The 23,894-nt window shown below is 65.4% G+C and carries 17 protein-coding genes and 1 pseudogene; 10 read left to right on the top strand and 8 right to left on the bottom strand.

Features of this window, described 5'->3' with window-relative positions; all coding sequences use genetic code 11:
- Positions 1 to 25: 25 nt before the first annotated feature.
- Positions 26 to 1,261: a dipeptidase gene (locus ARC23_RS03495; RefSeq protein WP_057495945.1), complete on the bottom strand. Its 1,236-nt coding sequence runs from the start codon at positions 1,259 to 1,261 to the stop codon at positions 26 to 28.
- Positions 1,262 to 1,477: 216 nt separating this feature from the next.
- Positions 1,478 to 2,647 carry a class I SAM-dependent rRNA methyltransferase gene (locus ARC23_RS03490; RefSeq protein ID WP_057495944.1) on the bottom strand — a complete coding sequence of 390 codons (1,170 nt, stop codon included), beginning with the start codon at positions 2,645 to 2,647 and terminating at the stop codon, positions 1,478 to 1,480.
- Between the two features lie 347 nt (positions 2,648 to 2,994).
- On the opposite strand from ARC23_RS03490, the gene ARC23_RS03485 reads away from it, so the two are divergent.
- Together ARC23_RS03485 and ARC23_RS03480 are read left to right on the top strand one after the other, a co-directional pair.
- A complete protein-coding gene (locus tag ARC23_RS03485; RefSeq protein WP_057495943.1) occupies positions 2,995 to 3,957 on the top strand; it encodes a TerC family protein in 963 nt (320 codons plus the stop codon).
- Between the two features lie 107 nt (positions 3,958 to 4,064).
- Positions 4,065 to 4,835 carry a rhomboid family intramembrane serine protease gene (locus ARC23_RS03480; protein WP_057495942.1) on the top strand — a complete coding sequence of 257 codons (771 nt, stop codon included), beginning with the start codon at positions 4,065 to 4,067 and terminating at the stop codon, positions 4,833 to 4,835.
- Positions 4,836 to 4,958: 123 nt separating this feature from the next.
- Here the strand turns inward: ARC23_RS03480 and ARC23_RS03475 are convergent, their stop codons facing one another.
- From ARC23_RS03475 to rpmH, 6 genes are all read right to left on the bottom strand, one after another.
- Positions 4,959 to 6,074, bottom strand: coding sequence for a glycerophosphodiester phosphodiesterase (locus tag ARC23_RS03475; protein ID WP_057495941.1), 1,116 nt, complete (start codon positions 6,072 to 6,074; stop codon positions 4,959 to 4,961).
- Positions 6,075 to 6,221: 147 nt separating this feature from the next.
- On the bottom strand, positions 6,222 to 7,571 hold the full coding sequence (gene mnmE / locus ARC23_RS03470; RefSeq protein WP_057495940.1) for a tRNA uridine-5-carboxymethylaminomethyl(34) synthesis GTPase MnmE: 1,350 nt from the start codon (positions 7,569 to 7,571) through the stop codon (positions 6,222 to 6,224).
- Positions 7,572 to 7,574: 3 nt separating this feature from the next.
- Positions 7,575 to 10,247, bottom strand: a complete 2,673-nt coding sequence (locus tag ARC23_RS03465) for a polysaccharide deacetylase family protein (protein ID WP_057495939.1) — start codon at positions 10,245 to 10,247, stop codon at positions 7,575 to 7,577.
- A 115-nt stretch (positions 10,248 to 10,362) separates the two neighbouring features.
- Positions 10,363 to 12,078 (bottom strand): membrane protein insertase YidC, encoded by a 1,716-nt coding sequence (gene yidC, locus ARC23_RS03460; protein ID WP_057495938.1) that lies wholly within the window; start codon positions 12,076 to 12,078, stop codon positions 10,363 to 10,365.
- Positions 12,078 to 12,572, bottom strand: a complete 495-nt coding sequence (gene rnpA, locus ARC23_RS03455) for a ribonuclease P protein component (protein WP_080393005.1) — start codon at positions 12,570 to 12,572, stop codon at positions 12,078 to 12,080. Before rnpA ends, yidC begins: the two co-directional genes overlap by 1 nt.
- A gap of 5 nt (positions 12,573 to 12,577) precedes the next feature.
- Positions 12,578 to 12,718: a 50S ribosomal protein L34 gene (gene rpmH / locus ARC23_RS03450; RefSeq protein WP_005411729.1), complete on the bottom strand. Its 141-nt coding sequence runs from the start codon at positions 12,716 to 12,718 to the stop codon at positions 12,578 to 12,580.
- A gap of 255 nt (positions 12,719 to 12,973) precedes the next feature.
- On the opposite strand from rpmH, the gene dnaA reads away from it, so the two are divergent.
- The 8 genes and pseudogenes from dnaA to ARC23_RS03410 all read left to right on the top strand — a co-directional run.
- Positions 12,974 to 14,305, top strand: coding sequence for a chromosomal replication initiator protein DnaA (dnaA, locus tag ARC23_RS03445; RefSeq protein ID WP_057495961.1), 1,332 nt, complete (start codon positions 12,974 to 12,976; stop codon positions 14,303 to 14,305).
- Between the two features lie 275 nt (positions 14,306 to 14,580).
- Positions 14,581 to 15,681 carry a DNA polymerase III subunit beta gene (dnaN, locus tag ARC23_RS03440; RefSeq protein WP_005411731.1) on the top strand — a complete coding sequence of 367 codons (1,101 nt, stop codon included), beginning with the start codon at positions 14,581 to 14,583 and terminating at the stop codon, positions 15,679 to 15,681.
- A gap of 918 nt (positions 15,682 to 16,599) precedes the next feature.
- Positions 16,600 to 17,694, top strand: a complete 1,095-nt coding sequence (gene recF, locus ARC23_RS03435) for a DNA replication/repair protein RecF (RefSeq protein WP_057495937.1) — start codon at positions 16,600 to 16,602, stop codon at positions 17,692 to 17,694.
- A gap of 112 nt (positions 17,695 to 17,806) precedes the next feature.
- On the top strand, positions 17,807 to 20,266 hold the full coding sequence (gyrB, locus tag ARC23_RS03430) for a DNA topoisomerase (ATP-hydrolyzing) subunit B (protein WP_057495936.1): 2,460 nt from the start codon (positions 17,807 to 17,809) through the stop codon (positions 20,264 to 20,266).
- 65 nt (positions 20,267 to 20,331) lie between these two features.
- Positions 20,332 to 21,177: a CPBP family intramembrane glutamic endopeptidase gene (locus tag ARC23_RS03425; RefSeq protein WP_057495935.1), complete on the top strand. Its 846-nt coding sequence runs from the start codon at positions 20,332 to 20,334 to the stop codon at positions 21,175 to 21,177.
- Between the two features lie 72 nt (positions 21,178 to 21,249).
- The gene (locus tag ARC23_RS03420; RefSeq protein WP_032128510.1) at positions 21,250 to 22,056 is read left to right on the top strand and encodes a M48 family metallopeptidase; all 807 of its coding nucleotides are present in this window, start codon (positions 21,250 to 21,252) and stop codon (positions 22,054 to 22,056) included.
- Positions 22,057 to 22,188: 132 nt separating this feature from the next.
- Positions 22,189 to 23,382, top strand: a complete 1,194-nt coding sequence (locus ARC23_RS03415) for a tetratricopeptide repeat protein (RefSeq protein WP_057495934.1) — start codon at positions 22,189 to 22,191, stop codon at positions 23,380 to 23,382.
- Between the two features lie 143 nt (positions 23,383 to 23,525).
- A pseudogene (locus tag ARC23_RS03410) lies at positions 23,526 to 23,894 on the top strand (energy transducer TonB); the annotation flags it as partial.

The raw sequence follows: 23,894 nt of genomic DNA, 5'->3' as shown, positions 1-23,894 counted from the left end.
GAAAGCAGTCGAGCATGGCTCGACTCTACGGAGCAGCGGCGTACTCCTGCGCCTGACGCATCACCCGCAGCAGGTTGCCGCCCCAGATGCCGGCAATCTGCTGCTCGGTGTAGCCCTTGCGCAGCAGCCAGGCGGTAATCTTCGGCAGCTGGCTGACATCAGGCAGATCGCTCAGGCCGCCGCCGCCATCCCAGTCCAGGCCGATGCCCACGTGTTCGGGGCCGGCCACCTTGAGGATGTGCTCGAAGTGGGCGAAGAAGTCGTCCAGGCTGGCGTGGCGCACCGGGTGCTCGTGGTCCAGCGCCTGCTCGGCCTTGAGCAGCGCGACGCCCTGCTCGATGCCCATGCCTTCCCAGCCGCCCAGCTGCTTGCTGAGCGCTTCCTCGGCCTGCTTGCGCTCGGGGGTCTTGGCCGTGTCGATCAGGTAACCCCCATAGGCATTGACCTGGATCACGCCACCGGCCTTGGCCAGCTTGCGCAGGCGCGCATCGTCGAGGTTGCGCGGGTGGTCGTAGATGGCCTTGGCCGAGCTGTGCGAGAGCACGAACGGCACCGGCATCATTGCCAGCAGGTCATCGAACACCGCATCAGAGGCATGCGACTGGTCGATGACGATGCCCAGCTTCACCGCCTGCCGCACCAGGTCCTTTCCGGCCGGACTCAAGCCTTTCCACTCCGCCCCCTTGGGGTCGGTGGCCGAATCGGCGAACTCGTTGTTGGCGAAGTGCACGGTGCTGAGCAGGCGCAGGCCGGCGCGATGGTAGAACGAGAGCAGGCTGGGGTCGGCCACCAGCGGGCTGGCGTTTTCCATGCTGATGTAGACCACGCGCTTGCCAGCCGCCTTGATCCGCGCCGCATCATCGGCGGTCAATGCCAGCGCGAAACGCTCGGGGTTGGCGGCCAGCATTTCGCGGATCTGCATCAGCCGCTGCAGGCCATGGTCACGCTCGGCCAGATGCGCGGCGGCGCTGCGGTCGCCCTGATCGGTGTAGATCGCCCAGAAGCCGCCGTCCAGCGCGCCTTCGACCATGCGCGGGTAATCCACCTGCGAAAGGGCGTTGCGGTCGTGACGCTGCTCGATGTCAAAGCCGCTGCGGCCGAAGTTGGCCGGCGTATCCAGATGGCTGTCGAGCGTGACCAGGCGCTGCTGCAGGGACTTGGCGCGGGCCAGTTCCTGCGTGCTGAACTCGATGGCGTGGGCCGACAGCGGTGCGCACAGCGCCACGGCAAGCACGACGGACAGGTGGCGCAACGATGGCATGGGCTCTTACCGGTGTTGGGAAGAGCCGACCATAGCGCCGAGCCCGGCCAATTTGTAGAGCCGAGCCGCGCCCCCTGATCAATGGGGCGCCATTTTCACCTACGCATCGCAATGCGCGGGAAGCTTGCCGCCGGGCAGTGGAGATGATTCATGCCCGGCGCATCTCCGCCGGGCAGATCAGCCGAGCGTGGGCTCGGCTCTACAGGTATCGGCGAATCAGTCGACCACGCGGCAGAACACGGCCTTGAGGTAACGCGATTCCTGCACGTGGGCCATGAACGGATGGTCCGGACCGGCACCGGCCACCTTCAGGATCTGGATCGTGCGGCCGGAGAAGTACGCCGCGCGGCGCAGCATGTCGAGGAACTGATCCTCGGCCACCAGGCCGGTGCAGGAGAACGTGGCGAACAGGCCACCGGGCTTGACCACGCCCAGCGCCAGCTTGTTCATGTCCAGGTACTTCTTCAGCGCGGTGATCACCTGGTCACGGTCGCGGGTCATCTTCGCCGGGTCCAGGATCACCACGTCGTACTGCTCACCACGGTTGGCAGCGTCGCGCAGCCACGGGAAGATGTCGGACTGGACGAATTTCGGGCGCACGTTGTTCAGGCGCGAATTGCCCTTGGCGATCTGGATGACGTCCTCATCGATGTCGATGCCGACCACGTCCGAAGCGCCACGCGCTGCTGCGTACACGGCGAAGCCGCCGGTGTTGCAGCACAGGTCCAGCACGCTCTTGCCTTCCACCTGCTGGCTCAGCCATTGGCGGTTTTCGCGCTGGTCGGCAAAGAAGCCGGTCTTGTGCGCGCCGGCCGGGTCGGCACGGAACCTGATGCCGTACTCGGTGATCACCGCCGCTTCGGTGGTGGTGTTGCCGTGGAAGTCGAAGCTCTCCTGCTTCTGCACGTGCTCGTCGGCGAAGCTGTGGAAACGGCAGCCCGGGAACTGCTCGCGCAGCGCGTCGTAGATCCACTCGCGGTGGCGGAACATGCCGGCGGCGAAGAACTCCACCACCACCAGGTCGCCGTAGCGATCCACCACCAGGCCGGACAGGCCATCGCCTTCGCTGTGCACCACGCGCCAGGCATCGGAGACCGCATCGAGCTTGAGCACCTCACGGCGCAGCGACACCGCCTGGGCGATCTTGCGCGAGAACCAGCCGGCATCGACCGGCACGTGCTGATCGGTTTCAAGGATGCGCACGGCAATGCGCGAGTGCCCGTTGTAGAACCCCCGGCCAATGAACTCGCCATCGATGCCGACCACGTCGACGATGGAACCGGGCTTGGGCCGGACGGTCGGCTTCTCGACCAGTTTCTGGAATATCCACGGGTGGCTGGAACGCCACGCGTTCTTGAGGCGGACAATCGGAAGGGGGGTATTCATCCACCTATTGTAAACCGGGCGCCGGGGTCAGATCCCCGCAGGGGCACTGACCCCAGTGTGGCGACGATGGGGTCGGAGCCCCTTTGGGGATCCGACCCCTGGCCTCCCCATTTGACGGCGGCCCGGGCAGACGGCAGAATCGGCGCCAGAAGGGGAGTAGCTCCCAGACGTTGTCGCCGTCATTTCGAGCCCGCAGGCTCCGGTGCAACGGCAGTTCCAGCCGACTGGAACTGCGAGCGAGACCTTCGCCGTACCGGCGAAGCTCTGTCCCTGGATCCCCCTCCCGATCCTCCGTTGCAGATCCTCGCCGTCCGGCCTGGCATTCACTTTTCCAACGGACATTCCCAATGCAGACGATCGGTAACGTGTGGTTGTGGGGCGGCTTCGCAGCGGTGGTGGTCATCGCCCTGCTGGTCGACCTCGTCTTGATGCGCCACGGTGGCCCGCACAAGGTCACTTTCAAGGAGGCCCTGTGGTGGTCCATCGGCTGGGTCGCGCTGGCCCTGCTGTTCAACGCCGGTCTCTGGTACTACCTCAACGAGACCGCCGGCCAGGTGGTGGCCAACAAGGTCGGCCTGGAGTTCCTGACCGGCTACCTGGTCGAGAAGGCACTGGCGGTAGACAACATCTTCGTCTTCCTGATGATCATGAGCTACTTCGCGGTGCCGGAGGAGCAGCGCCAGAAGGTGCTGATCATCGGCATCCTGGGTGCGATCGTGCTGCGTACGATCATGATCTTCGCTGGCAGCGTGCTGATCAGCCAGTTCCATTGGCTGCTCTACGTGTTCGGCGCCTTCCTTCTGTTCACCGGCTGGAAGATGTGGTTCGCCGCCGGCCAGGAGCCGGATCTTGAGAGCAACCCGGCCCTGCGCTGGATGCGCAAGCACCTGCGCCTGCTGCCGAACTACGAAGGCAACGCGCTGAGCGTGACGCGTGATGGCGTGCGCTGGTTCACCCCGCTGTTCGCGGTGCTGATCCTGATCGCAGTCACCGACGTGATCTTCGCGGTGGACAGCATCCCGGCGATTTTCGCGATCACCACCGACCCGTTCATCGTGCTTACCTCCAACGTGTTCGCGGTGCTGGGCCTGCGTGCGATGTTCTTCCTGCTGGCCGGCATGGCCGACCGCTTCCACCTGCTGCCGTACGGCCTGGCGCTGGTGCTGGGCTTCATCGGCATCAAGATGATGATCATCGACCTGTTCAAGATCCCGACTCCGGTCTCGCTGGGCGTGGTCGCGGTGATCATCGCCGCCACCGTGGTGCTGAGCCTGAAGTACCCGCCGAAGGAAGGCTCGGGCCACGCCTGAGCCTGGGCGGCGGGAAGACGCGGCCGGCGGGATTGTCCCGTCGGCCGCACCCACTCTCCCGCAACAGTGGCCTTGGTTTCGCGCCGGCCACCGCCATTGCTTGAGGTATGGACAACAACGCGCCCCTGCCCGCCGGCGATGCGCCGGCCCCCCGCAATGACCGCTCGCGCATCCTGCGGGCGTTCAACGTCAGCCTGGCCGCCGTGCTGGTACTGGTGGTCGTGTTCGCCCTGCAGGGCACGTTCGACTGGCGCCCCTGGGCGGTGGCGCCGCTGGACGCCAAGGGCCTGCTCGGCCTGATCGGTGGCCCGCTGCTGCATGCCTCGGTCGAGCACATCGCCGCCAACAGCATCGCGATCCTGATCCTGGGCACGCTGGCCGGCAGCGTCTACCCGAAGGCCACCGTGCGCGCCCTGCCCCTGCTGTGGCTGGGTTCGGGCCTCGGCGCATGGATGCTGGGCAACCCCGGCAGCGTGCATCTGGGCGCCAGCGGCGTGACCCATGGCCTGATGTTCCTGCTGGCCAGCCTTGGCCTGCTGCGCCGCGACCGCGCGGCCATCGCCACCGGCCTGATCGGCATGCTGTTCTATGGCGGCATGCTGATGACCATCCTGCCGCACGCCGATGGCGTGTCCTGGCAGTCCCATATGGGCGGCGCCTTCGCCGGCATCATCGCCGCGCTGCTGTTCCGCAACGCCGACCCGCTGCCGCCGCGCCAGCGCTACAGCTGGGAAGATGAAGAAGAATCGATCGGGCCGCTGCCCGACGACGAGCTGGAGCCGCCGTCACCGCAGCGCGTGCCGGTGCTGTGGCAGCCGCGCGAGGGTCAGGACTACGTGGTGATTCCGTTCCGCCGCCCGGACGAGCCGCGCGGCTGAGGTCACGGTGGTGCCGGCCGCTGGCCGGCAACCTCATGAACCGGTAGTGGCCGACCCTGGTCGGCGCTCCTGCTGCATGCCAACCAAGGTTGGCACCTACCCGGGCGCGCGGACCTCTGCAGATCAGTCCGCCGCGTTCCCCGCAGCGCCCATCCCATCCACCGCCTGCCGGCCCAACGCCGGGTCATCGGTGAAGAACGCATCGATGCCGGTGGCCAGATAGGCGCGCATCTCGGCAATCGACCCCTCGGCATTGCGCACGGTGTCGGCGCCGTTGCGCAGGTTGCTGGCCTGGAAGTGGTTCTCCGGGCGGAACGTGTACGGGATCACCATCAGGCCGGCAGCGTGTGCATCACCGACCAGCGAGGTCGGCACGCCCAGCGCCCCCTTGGCATCGAGCGGAATGATCGAACGCAGCTCCGGGCCGATGCCATCAGCGTAGGTGGCGATATCCTTCAGGCCCGCCGGGGTCATCATCTGCGCGTAGGTCAGCGTGCCGCCGGCCTTGGCGATGTCGGCCGGCTGGGTATCTCCCTTCCACAGCAGCTGCAGCAGGCGGATGTTGCTGTCGCGGCCGATCTTGCCGCGCAGGTAGCGCAGGTTGGCGGTCTCGAAGGACTGGACGGTGACCGGGCCGACGTTGGTATAGGCATTGCCACGCAGCGCGGCCAGCAGTTTGTCTTCCATCGGCAAGCCGATGGACTGGAAGTAGGTCGGGTGCTTGATCTCCGGCACCAGGCCGATGCCGCGGTTGGCACGTCCGGCCTGCTGCACCAGGAAGGCCAGGATCTCGTCCAGGCTGGCGATGCGGAACTGCCCGTCATAGGCGGTGCTGCGCAGCTCCGGCAGGCGCTCACGGGCGTACAGGGTCTTCAGCTCGGCCAGGGTGAAGTCTTCGGTGAACCAGCCCTCGACCTGCTGCCCATCAATGACCTTGCGGGTGCGGCGGTTGGCGAACTCCGGATGCGAGGCGACGTCGGTGGTGCCACCGATCTCGTTCTCATGGCGCGCCACCATCACCCCGTCCTTGGTCATCACCAGGTCCGGTTCGATGTAGTCGGCGCCATCGGCGATCGCCTGCGCGTACGACGCCAGGGTGTGCTCGGGCAGCAGCGCGCTTGCGCCGCGATGGCCGTAGACCGATACCCTGGGTGCGGCCGGGGTGGAGGATTCAGCACTCATGGCCACCGATGGTGCCACGGCCAGCGACAACAGCAACGCACAACCCCACGACTTCACTGCGACTTCCCCAAGCGGTATGTGATGGGCGTCAGTATGCGGCGGCAATGTGACAGGTGGGGGACCTGGGGTCGGATCCGCGCAGGGGCTCCGACCCCGTGGCGGAACCGTGCAGGTTCAGAGCCCCTTTGGGGATCTGACCCCGTGTTACTTGCCGATGCAGAAACTGGAGAAGATCCTGCCCAGCAGGTCATCGGCACTCATCTGCCCGGTGATCTCGCCCAGCGCGTCATGCGCCAGCCGTAGTTCCTCGGCGGCCAGTTCCAGGTGCTCGTGCGCCAGCTCGCCATCGGCGCGCTGCGCATGCTCCTGCGCGCGCTCGATCGCATCCACGTGGCGGGTGCGGGCGGAGAACTCGCCATCCACCTGCTCCCCTGCCCCGGCGCTGGCGATGTTGCGCAGGCGCGCGTGCAGATCGTCGAGCCCGGCGCCGGTGGCGGCCGATACATGCACCCGATCCGGATCATCCAGCGACGGCAGCGCATCCAGCAGATCCGACTTGTTGTGGATGTAGACCTTGTGCGGCACCGCCGCCACGGCATCGCCCAGTGCAGCTTCACCGGCGGCGGGATCGCGCGCATCCAGCACGATCAACGCCAGGTCGGTGCGCTCGATTTCCACATGCGCGCGGCGCATGCCTTCGCGCTCGATGGCGTCGCCGCCGTCGCGCAGGCCAGCGGTGTCGACCAGGGTCAGCTCCAGGCCGTCCAGGCGGATGGTTTCGCGCAGGGTGTCGCGGGTGGTACCGGCGATGTCGGTGACGATGGCGCGTTCGCTGCCGGCCAGCGCGTTGAGCAGTGAACTCTTGCCGGCGTTCGGCGGACCGATCAGCACCGCGTGCAGGCCATCGCGCAGGCGACGGCCGCGTTCGGCATCGCGGCGCAGCAGGGCCAGATCGCTGCGCGCCTGTTCCAGCCCACGCCGCACCTGCGCGCCACCGAGCGTATCCAGCGGTTCGTCGGCAAAATCGATGGCCGCTTCCACGTGGATGCGCAGCAGCACCAGCTGCTCGACCACGGCGTCGATGCGGCGCGAGAACACGCCATCCAGCGAGCGACGTGCTGCGCGCGCGGCGCGGTTGTCGCCCGCGGCGATCAGGTCGGCGATGGCCTCGGCCTGGGCCAGGTCGAGCTTGCCGTTGAGGAATGCCCGTTCACTGAACTCACCCGGCCGCGCCTGGCGCGCGCCGAGCGCGATGCAGCGCGCGACCAGCTGCTGCAGCAGCACCGGGCTGCCATGGCCCTGCAGTTCCACCACTTCCTCTCCGGTGAAGCTGTTCGGTGCCGGGAACCACAGCACGATGCCATCGTCGATGACCTCGCCGTCGGCATCACGCAGGCGCGCGTAGTGCGCGTGGCGCGGACGCAGTGCAGGTGCGCCCAGTGCATTGGCGATGGCTGCAGCACGCGGGCCGGACAGGCGCAGCAGGCCGACACCGCCGGCACCAGGGGCGCTGGCGATGGCGACGATGGTGTCGGTGCGGATCGCGTCGTTCATGGCTCAGAGCTTCTCCAGCTGTGCGCGCGCCTGGGCCGCGCCACTGCCCTGCGGCTGCAAGGCCAGGTAGGTGGTGTAGGCCTGCTTGGCCTTGGCCTTGTCGCCGGCGTTGAAGTAGGCATCACCCAGGTTGAGATAGGCCACTGCACGCGAGGGGTCGATCTTCAGCGTGTTCTCCAGCCAGCGCGCCGCTTCGGCATAGCGCTGCTGGCGGTAGTAGACGAAGCCGAGGTTGTTGGCGGCCTGGGCGAAGTCCGGACGCAGCTTCAGTGCCTCGGTGAACTGCGCCACCGCCTCGTCGTACTGCTTCTCGCGGTACAGCTGCAGGCCGCGGTCGTTGGCCTGCTGCGCGCGCTGGCGATCCGACGCCGGGCCCGCAGTGGGCACCACCAGCTTGGCCTTGCCGCCCTGCAGGTCGGCCACCGTCACCGGCGCCTGGCTGCCCTTGGCTTCGCTGGCGGCTTCAACCTTGTTGTTCAGTGCGATCGCATCGGCGGTCAACTGGCGCGTATCGGCATTGAGGAACTCCTGGCTGTCCGGCACCTGGAACACGAACTCGCCGCCCTGCGAACCGGGCAGGCTGCCGAACGCCGGGGTCTGGTGTGAAACGGCTGAGACGGCCGGCGCAACGTAGGCGGCCAATTCGGTACCGGTGATCAGCCCATCGCCGTTGAGGTCGCCCTTGCCGGCCAATGCCTGCAGCAGCACCCAGGTGAACACCGAGTGGCCATTGGGCCCGGCATCGGCCACCTGCTGGTCGGCACCGCCAGCGGTCAGCATCTGCCGCGCGCTGCGGCGCGCGTTCTCGCGCAGGAACGAGGACGACGACGGGCCACCGCGGGTCAGGCCCAGGCCGCTGTAGCAGGCATCCATCACGAACATCACATGCTTGGCCTGCATGCTCTCGGCAATGTTCTGGATGTCGGTCATTGCGATGGCGTCGGTGGCGAATTCCTTCGGGTCCGAATCGACGGGGATGATGTAGCCGAGGTCGCGCCCGGACGCGAGCTGGCGGGTCGCACCATGGCCGGCGAAGAACACGAACACGCGGTCGTTCTTGCCGGTGCGGTCATCAGCCAAGCGGTCGTGGAACGCGGCCAGGATGTTGTTGCGGGTGGCCTGCTCGTTCTTCAGCACGATCACCTGCGAGGACGGGAAGCCGAACTGCCCGGTCAGCGTATCGGCCACCGCCTGCGCGTCATGGCTGGCGTATTCCAGCTTCGGCCACTTGGCGTAGGTGTCGATGCCGACCACGATCGCCCACGACTTTTCATAGCCGGTGGTGACGGTGGCGGCACCGGCATCGCCCTTGCGCGCACGGGCGACGGTGAAATCGCGGCCGTTCCAGCCGGCGAACTGGTAACCCTCGGCGATCAGCCGGTCCAGGATCTGCGGCAGCGCCTTCACCGCACGGTCGTGGATGTCGTGGAACAGGATGATGCCGCGCTGTTCCTTGTTCACCTGGTCGAGCACGCGCTGCACGATCGATTCCGGCACCGGATCGGCCCAGTCCATCGAGTCGATGTTCCACATGATCGACTTCAGCCCGGCCTCGTTGAGCAGCTGCAGGCCTTCGGCGTTGCGCGCACCGTACGGGAAGCGGAACAGCGGCGCGCGCTTGCTGTCGACATCCTTCAGCAGCGTGTCGGTGTCGAGCACCTGCTGGCGCAGCGCGTCACCGGTGGTGCGCGACAGCTGGGCGTGGGTCAGGCTGTGGTTGCCGACCGCATAGCCTTCTTCCATCAGGTTGCGGCTGATCTTCGCCATCGGGCCGAGGCTGACCTTGCCATCGGCCTCGACCGTGCCCAGGTTGCGGCCCACTTCGAAGAACACGCCCGGCACGTCGTAGCGCTTGAGGATGGCCACCACTTCATCGGTATAGGCCTTGTGCGGGCCATCGTCGAAAGTCAGCACCACGGTCCTGGCCGGCAGGTCGCGGCCGAAGATCTCGCGGTCGCTGTCCTTCATCGACATCGGGTATGGCTCGATCACGCCGTAGTCGCGCAGGATCGCTTCGCGGCTGTAGTCCTTGTGCAGGTGGGCGATGTAGTCGTCCCACTTCTCACGCTTCAACTCGATGGCGCGGGTGCGCTCGAAGCGGCTGAAGATACGGGTCAGCTCCTGGTTGTAGTTGCGCTCGATCTCATCAAGCGCTTCCAGGTCCTCACCGATGCGCTGGTGCAGCTTCACCGCCGGCAGCGACGAATCGGTGCCGACCCGCTCATGCAGGTCACGCAGCACTTCGCGGAAGGCCAGGCGGTCGGCGTCGAACAGTTCCGGCGCCGACTCGATGTAGTCCAGCACGATGCCGAGGGTGGCGAAGCGCTGCGGACTGGCGCCGCGCAGCAAGGTGTCGAACTGCGCGGCGATGGCCGCGCGCTGTTCCAGGCCATCGTGGAACAGCTGCTGGCCCACGCGCGTGGAGGTGCCGCGGTCGGCGGCGCTCTGCTGTGCTTCGTCGGCCAGCAGCACGATGATCCGGCGGTAGCCGTCGAGCTGCTTCTGCAGCGCGGCCAGCAACGGCGCGGCGGCCGGATCGGCAGCGGCGGCGGCCTGCGCACTGGGCTGGGTGACCGTGCTCGCCGGCGCCTTCGCGTCCTTGTCGCCACAGCCCGCTACGGCCAGGGTCAACAGCAGCGAGGGCAGGAACAAGCGGAACGACGACGCACGCGGCATGGCGGACTCGGAGGTGGGAGAAACGGTGTGCCGGCGATTCTAACGCCGCATGCGAAAAGCCCGCCTTGCGGCGGGCTTCTGCTGAGGTCAGCCGGCCAGCGGCCGGCTCTACCGGTTACTTCTTCTTGACCGGGGCCGGAGCGGTGGTGGCCGGGACCGGCTCGCCGCCATGACGCTTGGTCATCCACCACTGCTGCAGCAGGCCCAGGCCGCCGTTGACCACCCAGTACAGGACCAGGCCGGACGGCATGAAGGCCATCATGACGCCGAACACCAGCGGCATGAACTGCATCATCTTCTGCTGCATCGGGTCCATGCCCGGTGCCGGGGTCAGCTTCTGGGTGAACCACATCACCGCCACGTTGATCACCGGCAGGATGAAGTACGGGTCGCGCGCGGTCAGATCCTGGATCCAGCCCAGCCACGGCGCCTGGCGCAGCTCGACCGACTCCACCAGCACCCAGTACAGGGCGAAGAAGATCGGCATCTGGATGAGGATCGGCAGGCAGCCGCCCATCGGATTGATCTTTTCCTTCTTGTACAGCTCCATCATCGCGGTCTGGAACTTCTGGCGGTCGTCGCCATAGCGTTCCTTCAACTGCGCGATCCGCGGCTGGAAGCGACGCATCTTGGCGCCGCTCTTGTACTGCACGGCCGACAGCGGGTACAGCACCAGCTTCAGCAGCACCACCAGGCCGACGATCGCCCAGCCCCAGTTGCCGACCAGCTTGTGCACCTGGTTGAGCACCCAGAACAGGCCCTGGCCGATCACCGCCATCATCGAGAAGCGGCTGTAGTCGACCACGCGGTCCAGGCCCGGCACGTCTTCCTTGGCAATCAGGTTCACCAGCTTCGGGCCCACCCACAGGCGCGCTTCGGTGCTGGTGGACTGGCCCGGGGCCACGGTGAAGGCCGGACCACGCGCTTCGATCAGGTCACGACCGGCCACCTGCGACAGCACATAGTGCGAGGTCTGGTCCTTCTGCGGGATCCAGGCGGTGAAGAAGTGGTGCTGCAGCATCGCCAGCCAGCCGCCGGTGATGTTCTGGTTCAGCGTGCCGTCTTCCAGGTAATCCTTGAACGCACGACGCTGGTACTTCTTGTCGTTGTCGTACCAGGTGGCGCCGTTGAAGCTGAACGAATCCGGGTTGGTCATGCTCCGCGACAGGATGGTCGGGGTGCGGTCCAGGGTGCGGTAGACGTAGCCGTTCCACGGTGCGGTGCCGGCGTTGCTGACTTCATCCTTGAAGCGCACGGCGTACTCATTGCGCGAGACGGTCAGGGTGCGCTTGATGGTCACGCCGTTGTCGGCGGTCCACACGAACGGGACCTGCAGTTCGTCCTGGCCCTTGGCCAGCACGAAGTCCTTGGTGTCACCCACCAGCTTGAAGCCGTCGGCGCCGGGAACCGGAGTGTTCTTGTCTTCGCTGGCCCAGCCGCTGATCGCGCTGTACGGATGTGCGGGATCTTCAGTCAGCAGGCGGACCGGCGGGCTGCCTTCGTCCTTGGTCTGCGGGAACTGCAGCAGCTCGGCGTCGAGCACGCGGCCACCATCAAGCACCAGGCGCAGCACGTCGGTGGTGACGGTCACGCGCTGGGCGGCGGGGGTGGCGCTGGCCTGGGCCTGCGTGGCGGCCTGGCCCGGAGCACCCGGTACCTGGGCGTTGGGGATCGCGCCCGGAGCGGCGCCCGGAACACTCTGTGCGGCGGCCGGGGCCGACGTGGTCGTCGGTGCCGGGGTCGGAGCAGCCTTTTCACGGCTCCACTCCATCCACAGCAGCACGGCCACCATCAGCCAGGCAAAAATGAGAAATACGCGGGTCTGGTTCATCAGCGGACAGGCTCGGCGGGGCCGGGACGCGATGCCGGCTCGGTCAAAGAAGGAATTGCGATGCCATCAGGCGGCGGCATTGTGCCGTCCACGCCCGGCGCGGGCAATGCACGCAGGCGCCGCAGCAGGCGCAGGAAGGCCTGGCGGATCTCGTCGTTGCTGGCGGAACGCGCAGCACTACGGGCCACGACGACGAAGTCGCCTGGCTGGATTTCGGTACGTGTCTGACGCAGGATGTCGCGCAGGACGCGCTTGATCCGGTTACGCCCCACGGCGTTCGGATCGACCTTGCGGGAAACCGCCAGACCCAGCCTGGCCGGCCGGTCGGCCGGCAGCCAGTGCAGGGTCATCAGCGGATCGGACACACGGCGGGCGCCGTTGAAGACCGTTGAGTATTCGGCACGCGTGCGAACCCGCGCAGAGCGAGGGAATCGCTTGCGCGGGTCTGCAGTATTCACTGTCGAAGGGATTGCGTCTGCCGCAAGGTGCGGCATGGCAATCAGGCGCTCAGGACTTTGCGGCCCTTGGCGCGGCGACGCGACAGGATCTTGCGGCCGTCAGCGGTCTTCATACGGGCACGGAAGCCGTGGTCGCGCTTACGCTTGAGGTTGCTGGGCTGGTAGGTGCGCTTCGTGGCCATTGGGGGCCTCTCGTATGAATGGGACGGAAAGAACCGGAAATTCTAGAGAGGTACCCTACCCCGCGTCAAGCCCTGGCAGCTACGCGAATTCACCGGCCTGTGCAATAGCTGTGGATGTTTTTGTGAATAAGTAGGGGACAAGCATTCCGAAGGCGGGCGCTCGGTGGTAGTCTGAGCCATCCATTTCCCCCCTTTCCGGCCTGTGTTTGGGCGCCTTGTCGCGTCCATGCCCCGGCCACCGGACGATTATTGCTGATGGATGCCTGGTCCCGTAGTCTCGAGCGCCTCGAAGCGGAGTTCCCGCCGGAAGACGTTCACACCTGGTTGAAGCCGCTGCAGGCCGATCTGCGCGTGGACAGCCTGGTGCTGTATGCACCGAATGCCTTCATCGTCGATCAGGTCCGCGAGCTGTACCTGGCGCGGATCCGCGAGCTGCTGGCCCATTTCGCCGGTTTCAGCGACGTTTTTCTTGAAATCGGCTCGCGCCCGCGGCCCGTGGAGGCGCAGAACGCACCGGTTTCCACGCCGTCGGCGCAGGTTTCCAGCGAACCGCAGGTGCCCTTTGCCGGCAACCTGGACAACCACTACACCTTCGCCAACTTCGTCGAAGGCCGCAGTAACCAGCTGGGCCTGGCCGCGGCCTTCCAGGCAGCGCAGAAGCCGGGCGACCGCGCGCACAACCCGCTGCTGCTGTACGGAGGCACCGGCCTGGGCAAGACCCACCTGATGTTCGCCGCCGGCAATGCCATGCGCCAGGCCAATCCGGGCGCGAAGGTGCTGTACCTGCGTTCGGAGCAGTTCTTCAGCGCGATGATCCGGGCCCTGCAGGAAAAGACCATGGATCAGTTCAAGCGCCAGTTCCAGCAGGTGGACGCGCTGCTGATCGATGACATCCAGTTCTTCGCCGGCAAGGACCGCACCCAGGAAGAGTTCTTCCACACCTTCAACGCACTCTTCGATGGCAAGCAGCAGATCATCCTGACCTGCGACCGCTATCCGCGCGAGGTCGAAGGCCTGGAAGCGCGCCTGAAGTCGCGGCTTGCCTGGGGCCTGTCGGTCGCGATCGAACCGCCGGACTTCGAGACCCGCGCCGCGATCGTGCTGGCCAAGGCGCGCGAACGCGGTGCCGAGATTCCCGATGATGTTGCATTCCTGATCGCCAAGAAAATGCGCTCCAACGTGCGCGACCTCGAGGGTGCGCTGAATACCCTGACCGCCCGCGCCAATTTCACCGGCCGCGCGATCACCACCGAATTCGCCCAGGAAACCCTGCGCGACCTGCTGCGCGCCCAGCAGCAGGCGATCAGCATTCCCAACATCCAGAAAACCGTTGCCGACTACTACGGCCTGCAGATCAAGGATCTGTTGTCGAAGCGTCGGACCCGCTCGCTGGCCCGCCCGCGCCAGGTTGCCATGGCCCTGACCAAGGAACTGACCGAGCACAGCCTGCCCGAGATCGGCGATGCCTTTGCCGGTCGCGATCACACCACGGTGCTGCATGCCTGCCGCCAGATCCGGACCCTGATGGAAACCGACGGCAAGCTCCGCGAGGACTGGGACAAGCTGATCCGGAAGCTGAGCGAATGATGCACGGATGCCGATGAGGCGTCATCGCACAAAACGGTGCAGAATCCGGTAGCAAGCGCGGGACACGTTGTGGATAAAAATGGCGTCTGAAATCGCGTCGGTTTTATCCACAGCTTTCCCCACCCCCTGGGGGTCGGTAATACAGAGGGTTTCGAGGTCTGAAATTCTTTTATTTACAAAGACTTAGCGTTGTTTTCCAGCGATTCTGTCTCTACCAGCACCACCAAGCTTTTGATTTATTCCACATTTTTTAAAGCATAGGGGCACGGAACCACATGCGTTTCACACTGCAGCGCGAAGCCTTTCTCAAGCCGTTGGCACAGGTCGTCAACGTGGTCGAACGCCGCCAGACCCTTCCGGTTCTGGCCAATTTCCTGGTCCAGGTGCAGAACGGCCAGCTGTCGCTGACCGGTACCGACCTGGAAGTGGAGATGGTGTCGCGGATCGCGGTTGAAGATGCCCAGGACGGCGAAACCACCATTCCCGCCCGCAAGCTGTTCGAGATCATCCGCGCCCTGCCCGACGGCAGCCGGATCACCGTCTCGCAGACCGGTGACAAGATCACCGTACAAGCAGGCCGCAGCCGCTTCACCCTGGCCACCCTGCCCTCCAACGACTTCCCGTCGGTGGACGAGGTGGAAGCCACCGAGCGCGTGGCCATTGGCGAAGCGACCCTGAAGGAACTGATCGAGCGCACCGCGTTCGCGATGGCCCAGCAGGACGTGCGCTACTACCTCAACGGCCTGCTGTTCGACCTGCGCGGTGATGCGCTGCGTACCGTCGCCACCGACGGTCACCGCCTGGCCCTGTGTGAAACCGACCTGGCCAAGCCCAGCGGTTCGAAGCGCCAGATCATCGTGCCGCGCAAGGGCGTGACCGAACTGCAGCGCCTGCTGGAAAGCGGCGATCGCGAGATCGAGCTGGAAGTTGGCCGCAGCCACGTCCGCGTCAAGCGCGACGATGTCACCTTCACCTCGAAGTTGATCGACGGTCGCTTCCCGGATTACGAAGCGGTAATCCCGATCGGTGCCGATCGCGAGGTGAAGGTGGATCGCGAAGCGCTGCGCGCCTCGTTGCAGCGTGCCGCGATTCTGTCCAACGAGAAGTACCGCGGTATCCGCGTGGAAGTTTCGCCGGGCAACCTGAAGATCAGCGCGCACAACCCTGAGCAGGAAGAAGCCCAGGAAGAGATCGAAGCCGACACCACGGTCAGCGACCTGGCCATCGGCTTCAACGTGAACTACCTGCTGGATGCCCTGTCCGCTCTGCGCGACGAGGAAGTGATCATCCAGCTGCGCGACTCCAACTCGTCGGCGCTGGTGCGTGAATCCAGCAGTGAGAAGTCGCGTCACGTGGTCATGCCGCTGCGCCTCTGACAGCAGCGCTGTTCCACGTGGAACCGAACGACGCCCGGGATTTCCCGGGCGTTTTTTTTGTTCCACGTGGAGCATCGGTTGCCGGGCAGGGATCCCAACCGATTGCAGCCGCGTTATCGGACAGTATTGGCTTGGGCGTTGGACGTCGGTGTGGGCGCGGACTTCGTCTCATCCCATCGCATACGTCGTTGGTTGTCCGGGAGGCACGTCCGGTCGCTGTGTGTCCGATCAGATTGACGTATCTGCTGCAGAGGCCCGGTGTGTGCAAACGTGTCTGTCCACAGCCCAGGTCTGCGCCGAATCGAGCCGAGCCTAGCTTCTAAATCTGGGTATAAATCTAAAGCCTGGTGGTGATGGTAAGGCCAGATTTCGTGGAAAAACCATTTATGTGTATGATTTGTAAGGGTTTTATGTAGCTGAAACCCCCTGTATAGAGACCCCTCAGGCTGGGGGGGAACCTGTGGATAGTTTCACCGGCCAAGCAAAAGGCCTTTTTTATCCACAGATTGCCCATACCTTGTGTATAAGTCATACAGGCCTCCTGTGGACTGCGTGGAACGACTGGTTTGAATTCTTTGAAATCTGTGGAACCCCGCAGTAGATGGGGTCGCAGATTTGAAGAATTTGATGGCTCCTCGGCCGCCCCAGCACCTCCACACCGGCCGATGAGATCGTCAAACGGCCAATGAAATCGGCGAAATCTGAGGGCCAGGACCCCGCTCCCCTTGGTAGATTTGAAGGAATTTCGCGCACTTCCAAGCCCGGGCGGGCCAAGACGGCGGCCGCGTGCCACGTGGAACCCGCGAACGCAGGCGTTCACTCTGGAGGACGGCACCGCCGCGTCCGGCTTGACCGATGCAGTAAGCTGATGGATTCCCTGCCCTTCGACCGCTCCGTGCGGATGGTCTTTCGCGCCCCATGCAGATCCGCCGCCTCGCCTTGCATCACCTGCGTCGTTTCAGTGCGGTGGACCTGTCGCCCCAGCCGGGTTTGAACCTGCTGACTGGCGACAACGGCGCCGGAAAGACCAGTGTGCTTGAGGCCCTGCATCTGATGGCCTATGGCCGCAGCTTCCGCGGACGGGTGCGCGATGGCCTGGTCCGTCAGGGCCAGGAGGCGTTGGAGGTCTTCGTGGAATGGGACGAGCAACGGGCCAATCATCCGCCGCACCGTCGAAAGGCCGGTTTGCGCCACAGCGGGCAGGACTGGAAGGGGCGTCTGGATGGCGAAGACGTGGCTCAGCTCGGCAATCTCTGTGCCGCGCTGGCCGTGGTGACTTTCGAGCCTGGCAGCCACGCGCTGGTCAGCGGTGGCGGCGAACCGCGCCGCCGCTTCCTCGATTGGGGCTTGTTCCACGTGGAACCTGATTTTCTTTCCCTATGGCGCCGGTACTCGCGGGCACTGAAGCAGCGCAACGCCCTGCTCAAGCAGGGCGGGCCCTCGCGGATGCTGGACACATGGGATCACGAGCTGGCTGAAGCCGGCGAGCCGCTGACCAGTCGACGCCAGCACTACCTGGAGCGCCTGCAGCAGCGCACTGTCGCATTGGCTGCCAGCCTGGCACCACAACTCGGCATCCAGGGCATGCAACTGAGCCCCGGGTGGCGCCGGCATGAACTGCCTCTGGCCGATGCCCTGCTGCTGGCGCGGGAACGCGACCGTCAGGCCGGCTATACCTCGGTGGGTCCGCACCGAGCGGACTGGAGCGTCGATTTCCACAGCATTCCCGGCCGCGACGCGCTGTCCCGTGGCCAGGCCAAGCTGACGGCCTTGGCCTGCCTGCTGGCCCAGGCCGAAGACTATGCGGAGCAACGGGGCGAATGGCCGGTGATCGCGCTGGATGATCTGGCATCCGAGCTGGATCGCACCCACCAGGGCCGGGTACTGGAGCGCCTGCTCACTGGCCCGGCGCAGATCTTCATCACTGCCACCGAAACGCCGGCAGCGCTGCAGGATTTGACGCACATCGCCCGGTTCCACGTGGAACATGCACAGATCGTGGCTGTGCCATAGTGGGCACACCAGGGCCGCTCGACCCCGGCTGGTATAATTCGGGTTGGAATCCTTTCATTCTCGGCGCACCACTCCCAGTGGTGGCCGACCTGCGGAGCCTACGGCAAGCGCAATGAGCGACGAACAGAACACCCCGGCAAACAACGGCAATTACGACGCCAACAGCATTACCGCCCTGGAAGGCCTGGAGGCTGTCCGCAAGCGTCCCGGCATGTACATCGGTGACGTGCATGACGGCACCGGTCTGCACCACATGGTGTTCGAGGTCGTCGACAACTCGATCGACGAAGCGCTGGCCGGCCATGCCGATCACGTGGCGGTGACGATCCACGTCGATGGCTCGGTCTCGGTATCCGACAACGGCCGCGGTATCCCGACCGGTAAGCACGAGCAGATGAGCGCCAAGCTCGGCCGCGAAGTGTCCGCCGCCGAGGTGGTGATGACCGTCCTGCATGCAGGCGGCAAGTTCGACGACAACAGCTACAAGGTTTCCGGTGGCCTGCACGGCGTCGGCGTCAGCGTGGTCAACGCACTGTCGCAGAAGCTGCTGGTGGATGTGTTCCAGAACGGGTTCCACTACCAGCAGGAATTCAGCAATGGCGCCGCCGTAACCGCGCTGGCAAAGCTGGAAGCCACCACCAAGCGCGGCACCACCGTGCGCTTCTGGCCGTCGACCGTTGCGTTCCACGACAACGTGGAGTTCCACTACGACATCCTGGCCCGTCGCCTGCGCGAACTGTCGTTCCTGAACTCCGGGGTCAAGATTGTCCTGGCCGACGAGCGCGGCGAAGGCCGTCGCGATGACTTCCATTACGAAGGCGGCATCCGCAGCTTCGTGGAGCATCTGGCGCAGCTGAAGACCCCGCTGCACCCGAACGTGATTTCGGTCACCGGCGAGCACAACGGCATCGTGGTGGACGTGGCGCTGCAGTGGACCGACTCCTACCAGGAGACGATGTACTGCTTCACCAACAACATTCCGCAGAAGGACGGCGGCACCCACCTGGCCGGTTTCCGCGGTGCGCTGACCCGCGTGCTCAACAACTACATCGAGCAGAACGGCATCGCCAAGCAGGCCAAGATCAACCTGACCGGCGACGACATGCGCGAAGGCATGATCGCAGTGCTGTCGGTGAAAGTGCCGGACCCGAGCTTCTCCAGCCAGACCAAGGAAAAGCTGGTCAGCTCCGACGTGCGCCCGGCAGTGGAAAACGCCTTCGGCGCGCGCCTGGAAGAGTTCCTGCAGGAAAACCCCAACGAAGCCAAGGCGATCGCCGGCAAGATCGTTGATGCCGCGCGTGCACGTGAAGCCGCGCGCAAGGCCCGCGACCTGACCCGCCGCAAGGGCGCGCTGGACATCGCCGGCCTGCCGGGCAAGCTGGCCGACTGCCAGGAAAAGGACCCGGCGCTGTCCGAACTGTTCATCGTCGAGGGTGACTCGGCAGGTGGCTCGGCCAAGCAGGGCCGCAACCGCAAGAACCAGGCGGTGCTGCCGCTGCGCGGCAAGATTCTCAACGTGGAACGCGCGCGCTTCGACCGCATGCTGTCCTCCGACCAGGTCGGTACGCTGATCACCGCACTGGGTACCGGCATCGGCCGCGACGAGTACAACCCGGACAAGCTGCGCTACCACAAGATCATCATCATGACCGACGCCGACGTCGACGGCGCCCACATCCGCACCCTGCTGCTGACGTTCTTCTACCGTCAGATGCCGGAGCTGATCGAGCGTGGCTACGTCTACATCGGCCTGCCGCCGCTCTACAAGATCAAGCAGGGCAAGCAGGAGCTGTACCTGAAGGACGACCCGGCGCTGGACAGCTACCTGGCCAGCAGTGCAGTGGAAAACGCAGCGCTGGTGCCGGCCACCGGCGAGCCGGGCATCGAAGGCCTGGCCCTGGAAAAGCTGCTGCTGGCCTACGCTGCAGCGCTGGATTCGATCGAGCGCAACGCCCACCGTTACGACCGCAACCTGCTTGAAGCGCTGGTTGATTTCGTACCGATGGACCTGGACAGCCTGCGCAATGCCGGCGAAGGCGAAGGCCTGGATGCGCTGGCCAAGCGCCTCAACCAGGGCAGCCTGGGCAGCCCGCGCTTCAGCCTGGAACTGCAGGAACCCAACGACGAGCGCCCGGCCGCCGTGCTGGTGACCCGTCGCCATATGGGCGAACAGCACATCCAGGTGCTGCCGATGTCGGCGTTCGAAAGCGGTGAACTGCGTGCGATCCACCAGGCCTCCAAACTGCTGCACGGCCTGGTGCGCGAAGGCGCCACCATCTCCCGTGGCGCCAAGTCGATCGAAGTCGACAGCTTCGCCAAGGCGCAGAACTGGCTGCTCGAGGAGGCCAAGCGCGGCCGTCAGATCCAGCGATTCAAGGGTCTGGGTGAAATGAATCCGGAGCAGTTGTGGGATACCACGGTGAACCCGGAGACCCGTCGCCTGCTGCAGGTGCGTATTGAAGATGCAGTCGCTGCCGACCAGATCTTCAGCACCCTGATGGGCGATGTCGTCGAACCGCGTCGCGACTTCATCGAAGACAATGCGCTGAAGGTCGCCAACCTGGATATCTGACACAATCGGGCATGGCCGGTGCACGGGGAGGTGTGCCGGCCTTCATCCTTGAACACAGGTACCTGATGTCCGCTTCCGCCCCGGTCTCCGCCCCGCCGCCGGTTCCCCCGGCCTCTGCCGCCCCGCGTGCCGTGCCACCGCTGGCAGGTTTCTTCATCGATCTCGGCATCGCCGCCGTGGCGCTGGTCGGCCTGAGCATGGTGACCGGCCTGTTCTGGGGCTTCTACCGGGCCATCGTGGTCGGCTATGCGAATGCCGAGGCCAACGGTGGTGCCATGACGGCGGCCGCGGCCACCACGGCCGTCGGCCAGCCCGGCGCGCTGGCGCAGATCCTGATGGCATTGATCGCCACCGGTGGCGCGGCGCTGCTGCTGTACTTCTGGCGCCGTCCGGCCGACGCGGCCGAACGCCTGGCATCGCGGCAGGCGCTGCGGCGGCCGTCGACCTGGGGCTGGACCCTGCTGGTGGCCACCCTGATCGTGCTGGGCAGCAACGGCATTGCCTTCCTGGCCCGGCAGTTCGGCATCGAACCGGTGCCGACCAACGTGGAACTGATGCAGAGCGCGATCGCGCGATTCCCCCTGTTCCTGGTGCTGTTTGCCGTGGTGCTGGCGCCGGCCTACGAAGAACTGCTGTTCCGCCGCGTCCTGTTCGGGCGCCTGTGGCAGGCCGGCCGGCCGTGGCTGGGGCTCATCCTCAGCAGCCTGGCCTTCGCCCTGGTCCACGAAGTCCCGGGCGTGAGCAAGAATTCCTGGCTGGGCATGGCGCAGTTGTGGCTGGTCTACGGCAGCATGGGCGCGGCCTTCTGCTGGCTGTATCGCCGCACCGGCACGCTGTGGGCGGCCATCGTGGCGCATGCGCTGAACAATGCCGTCGCGCTTGCCGCGATGGTATTGCTGGGGTCAACGTAACGCCGTGTCCGCTTGACGAAAGATTAAGCCGCCACGTTGGACACTGCGCACATGAACACGGGGGATCTTTCCATGAAGCAACTGCTGTTGGCCCTTGTCATCACCACCCTGGTCAGCGCCTGCGCAACGACCACATCCCCGACCGGACGCCGGCAGATGGTCGGCGGCGTGTCGCAGGCGCAGCTGGACCAGCTGGGCGCGCAGGCGTTCGCCGAAACCAAACAGAAGGAAAAGATCAGCACCGATGGCCGCCAGAACGGCTACGTCCAGTGCGTGGTCAATGCACTGGTCGCCCAGCTGCCGCCTCAGTACCGTGGCGTACGGTGGGAGACGGCGGTGTTCGTGGACAAGGAACCCAATGCCTTTGCCCTGCCCGGCGGCAAGGTGGGCGTGAACACCGGCATCTTCACCGTGGCGAAGAACCAGGACCAGCTGGCCGCCGTGATCGGCCATGAGATCGGCCACGTCATCGCCCGCCACCACGAAGAGCGTATCACCCGCCAGATGGGCGCGCAGACCGGCCTGGCCGTGCTCGGCGCGCTGGCCGGGGCCGCCTACGGTGAAGGCGCCGCCAGCACGGTCAATCAGCTCGGTGGCATGGGGGCGCAGACCGCCTTCCTGTTGCCTGGCTCGCGGACCCAGGAAAGCGAGGCCGACGTGATCGGCCAGCGACTCATGGCCCAGGCCGGTTTCAACCCCGCCCAGGCCGTGGATCTGTGGCAGAACATGATGGCCGCCAGCGGTGGCCGCAGCCCGCAATGGCTGTCCACCCACCCCGATCCAGCCAACCGGATCCAGGAGCTGCGCCGTGATGCGCCGGGCCTGACCCCGGTCTACCAGCAGGCGCAGGCGGCCGGACTGCGGCCAAAGTGCGGATGAGTGCGCAGTTTCATGCTGTAGTGCAGCACATAAAACGATTTCTCACGCCATCTGTTTCTGATACGTTTGGCGGCTCAGATTTTTCTGACAGTCCGACTTTGCCGCTATCCGGCGGTTCGATCGAGGTGAACGATGATTTTCCGTAACCACAAAGCTGTGCTTTCCGTCCTCGTCGCGACCGCCCTGACCGGCGCCGTGGTCACCGATGCCTTCGCGCAGTCCTCGCGCTCCTCCGACCGCAGCAACCGTGGCGGCAGCAGCAAGCAGGCCAAGGCCGAAGCGCTCTACCCGAACGCGACCCGCCAGGAGCCGACCGTCAAGGCCTCGGCCAAGATGGGCAGCAAGCTGCAGAAAATGATCGACAGCTACAACAACGAAAAGTTCCCGGAGACGCGTACGCAGGCTGACGCGATCCTGGCTGACAGCGCCGCGAACGAATACGACAAGTCGCTGGCCGCGCAGCTGGCCTCGCAGGCCGCCTACCAGACCGACGATACCCCGGGTGCCATTGCCTACCTGAAGCAGGTCCTGCAGTTCAACGGCCTGGACAACAACGGCCACTTCCAGTCGATGCTGATGCTGGGCCAGCTGCAGCTGCAGGAAGACCAGACCGCCGAAGGCTTGGCCACCCTGGACAAGTACTTCGCCGAGAGCAAGTCGACCAAGCCGGAAGAACTGGTCGCCAAGGGCCAGGCGCTGTACCAGCTGGAGCGCTACCAGGAAGCGGTGCCGGTGCTGCAGCAGGCGATTGCCGGCGCCACCGAGCCGAAGGACAGCTGGAACCAGCTGCTGATGGCGGCGCTGTCCGAGTCCGGCCAGACCGGCGAGGCACTGAAGACCGCAGAAGCACTGGCGGCGAAGAATCCGGGCGACAAGAAGGCGCAGCTGAACCTGGCCAATATGTATATGCAGGCCGACCAGATGCCCAAGGCTGCCGCGGTGATGGACAAGCTGCGCAGCAGCGGCCAGCTCACCGAAGAGCGCGAGTACAAGCAGCTGTACTCGATCTATGCCAACACCGAGAACAAGGAAAAGGACGTCATCGCGGTCATCAACGAGGGGTTGCAGAAGGGCATCCTGAAGCCGGATTACCAGGTCTACCTGGCGCTGGCCCAGTCCTACTACTACTCCGACCAGGTGCCGCAGGCGATCGAGGCGTGGCAGAAGGCTGCCCCGCTGTCCAAGGACGGTGAGACCTACCTGAACCTGGCACGCGTCCTGCATGCCGAAGGTCGCGTCCCCGAGGCCAAGCAGGCCGCCCAGCAGGCGCTGGCGAAGGGCGTGAAGAACCAGGCTGATGCCAAAAAAATCATCAACCTGAAGTAAGTAGGAATAACGCCTGAACGCCTGCTCAGTTGATGCGCAGGCGCTCAGGATTGGTATAAGCTTGGAGGTTCCTGCGGTGTCATGCACCGCTGATCAGGGATTCCGCCCCCGGCATCCCGGCCCCACTATTGAGCTCTTGGCGCATGACGGAACAACTAGTCGTTCACCGGTACGAACAACCCGATGACAAGGGGCTGAGCTGGCCTCGCATCGTCGGCATCGCGTTTGTAATTGCCCTGCATCTGGCCGCCTTCATGATGCTCCTCATTCCCGCCGTGGCTCCCAAGGCCGTCGCGGAGAAGGAGCGCAACGTCATGGTGACCATCGTCGATGCCCCGCCGCCCCCGCCGCCGCCGGTCGTGGACGTGCCGGACCCGCGCCCGAACGACATCGTCCCCCCGCCGTCGCCTCCGGCGCCGCCGGCCCCGGCGACCTCGATCGAGGCAGCGTGGACATCTCCTCGAAGGCCATGAATCCGCCGCGCTACCCGCCGGCAGCCTTCCGCGCTGGGA

It is taken from the genome of Stenotrophomonas beteli (assembly GCF_001431665.1).
Lineage (GTDB): Bacteria > Pseudomonadota > Gammaproteobacteria > Xanthomonadales > Xanthomonadaceae > Stenotrophomonas > Stenotrophomonas beteli.
Note: the sequence above shows the minus strand (reverse complement) of the source record. Positions and strands in the feature narration are given on the sequence as shown.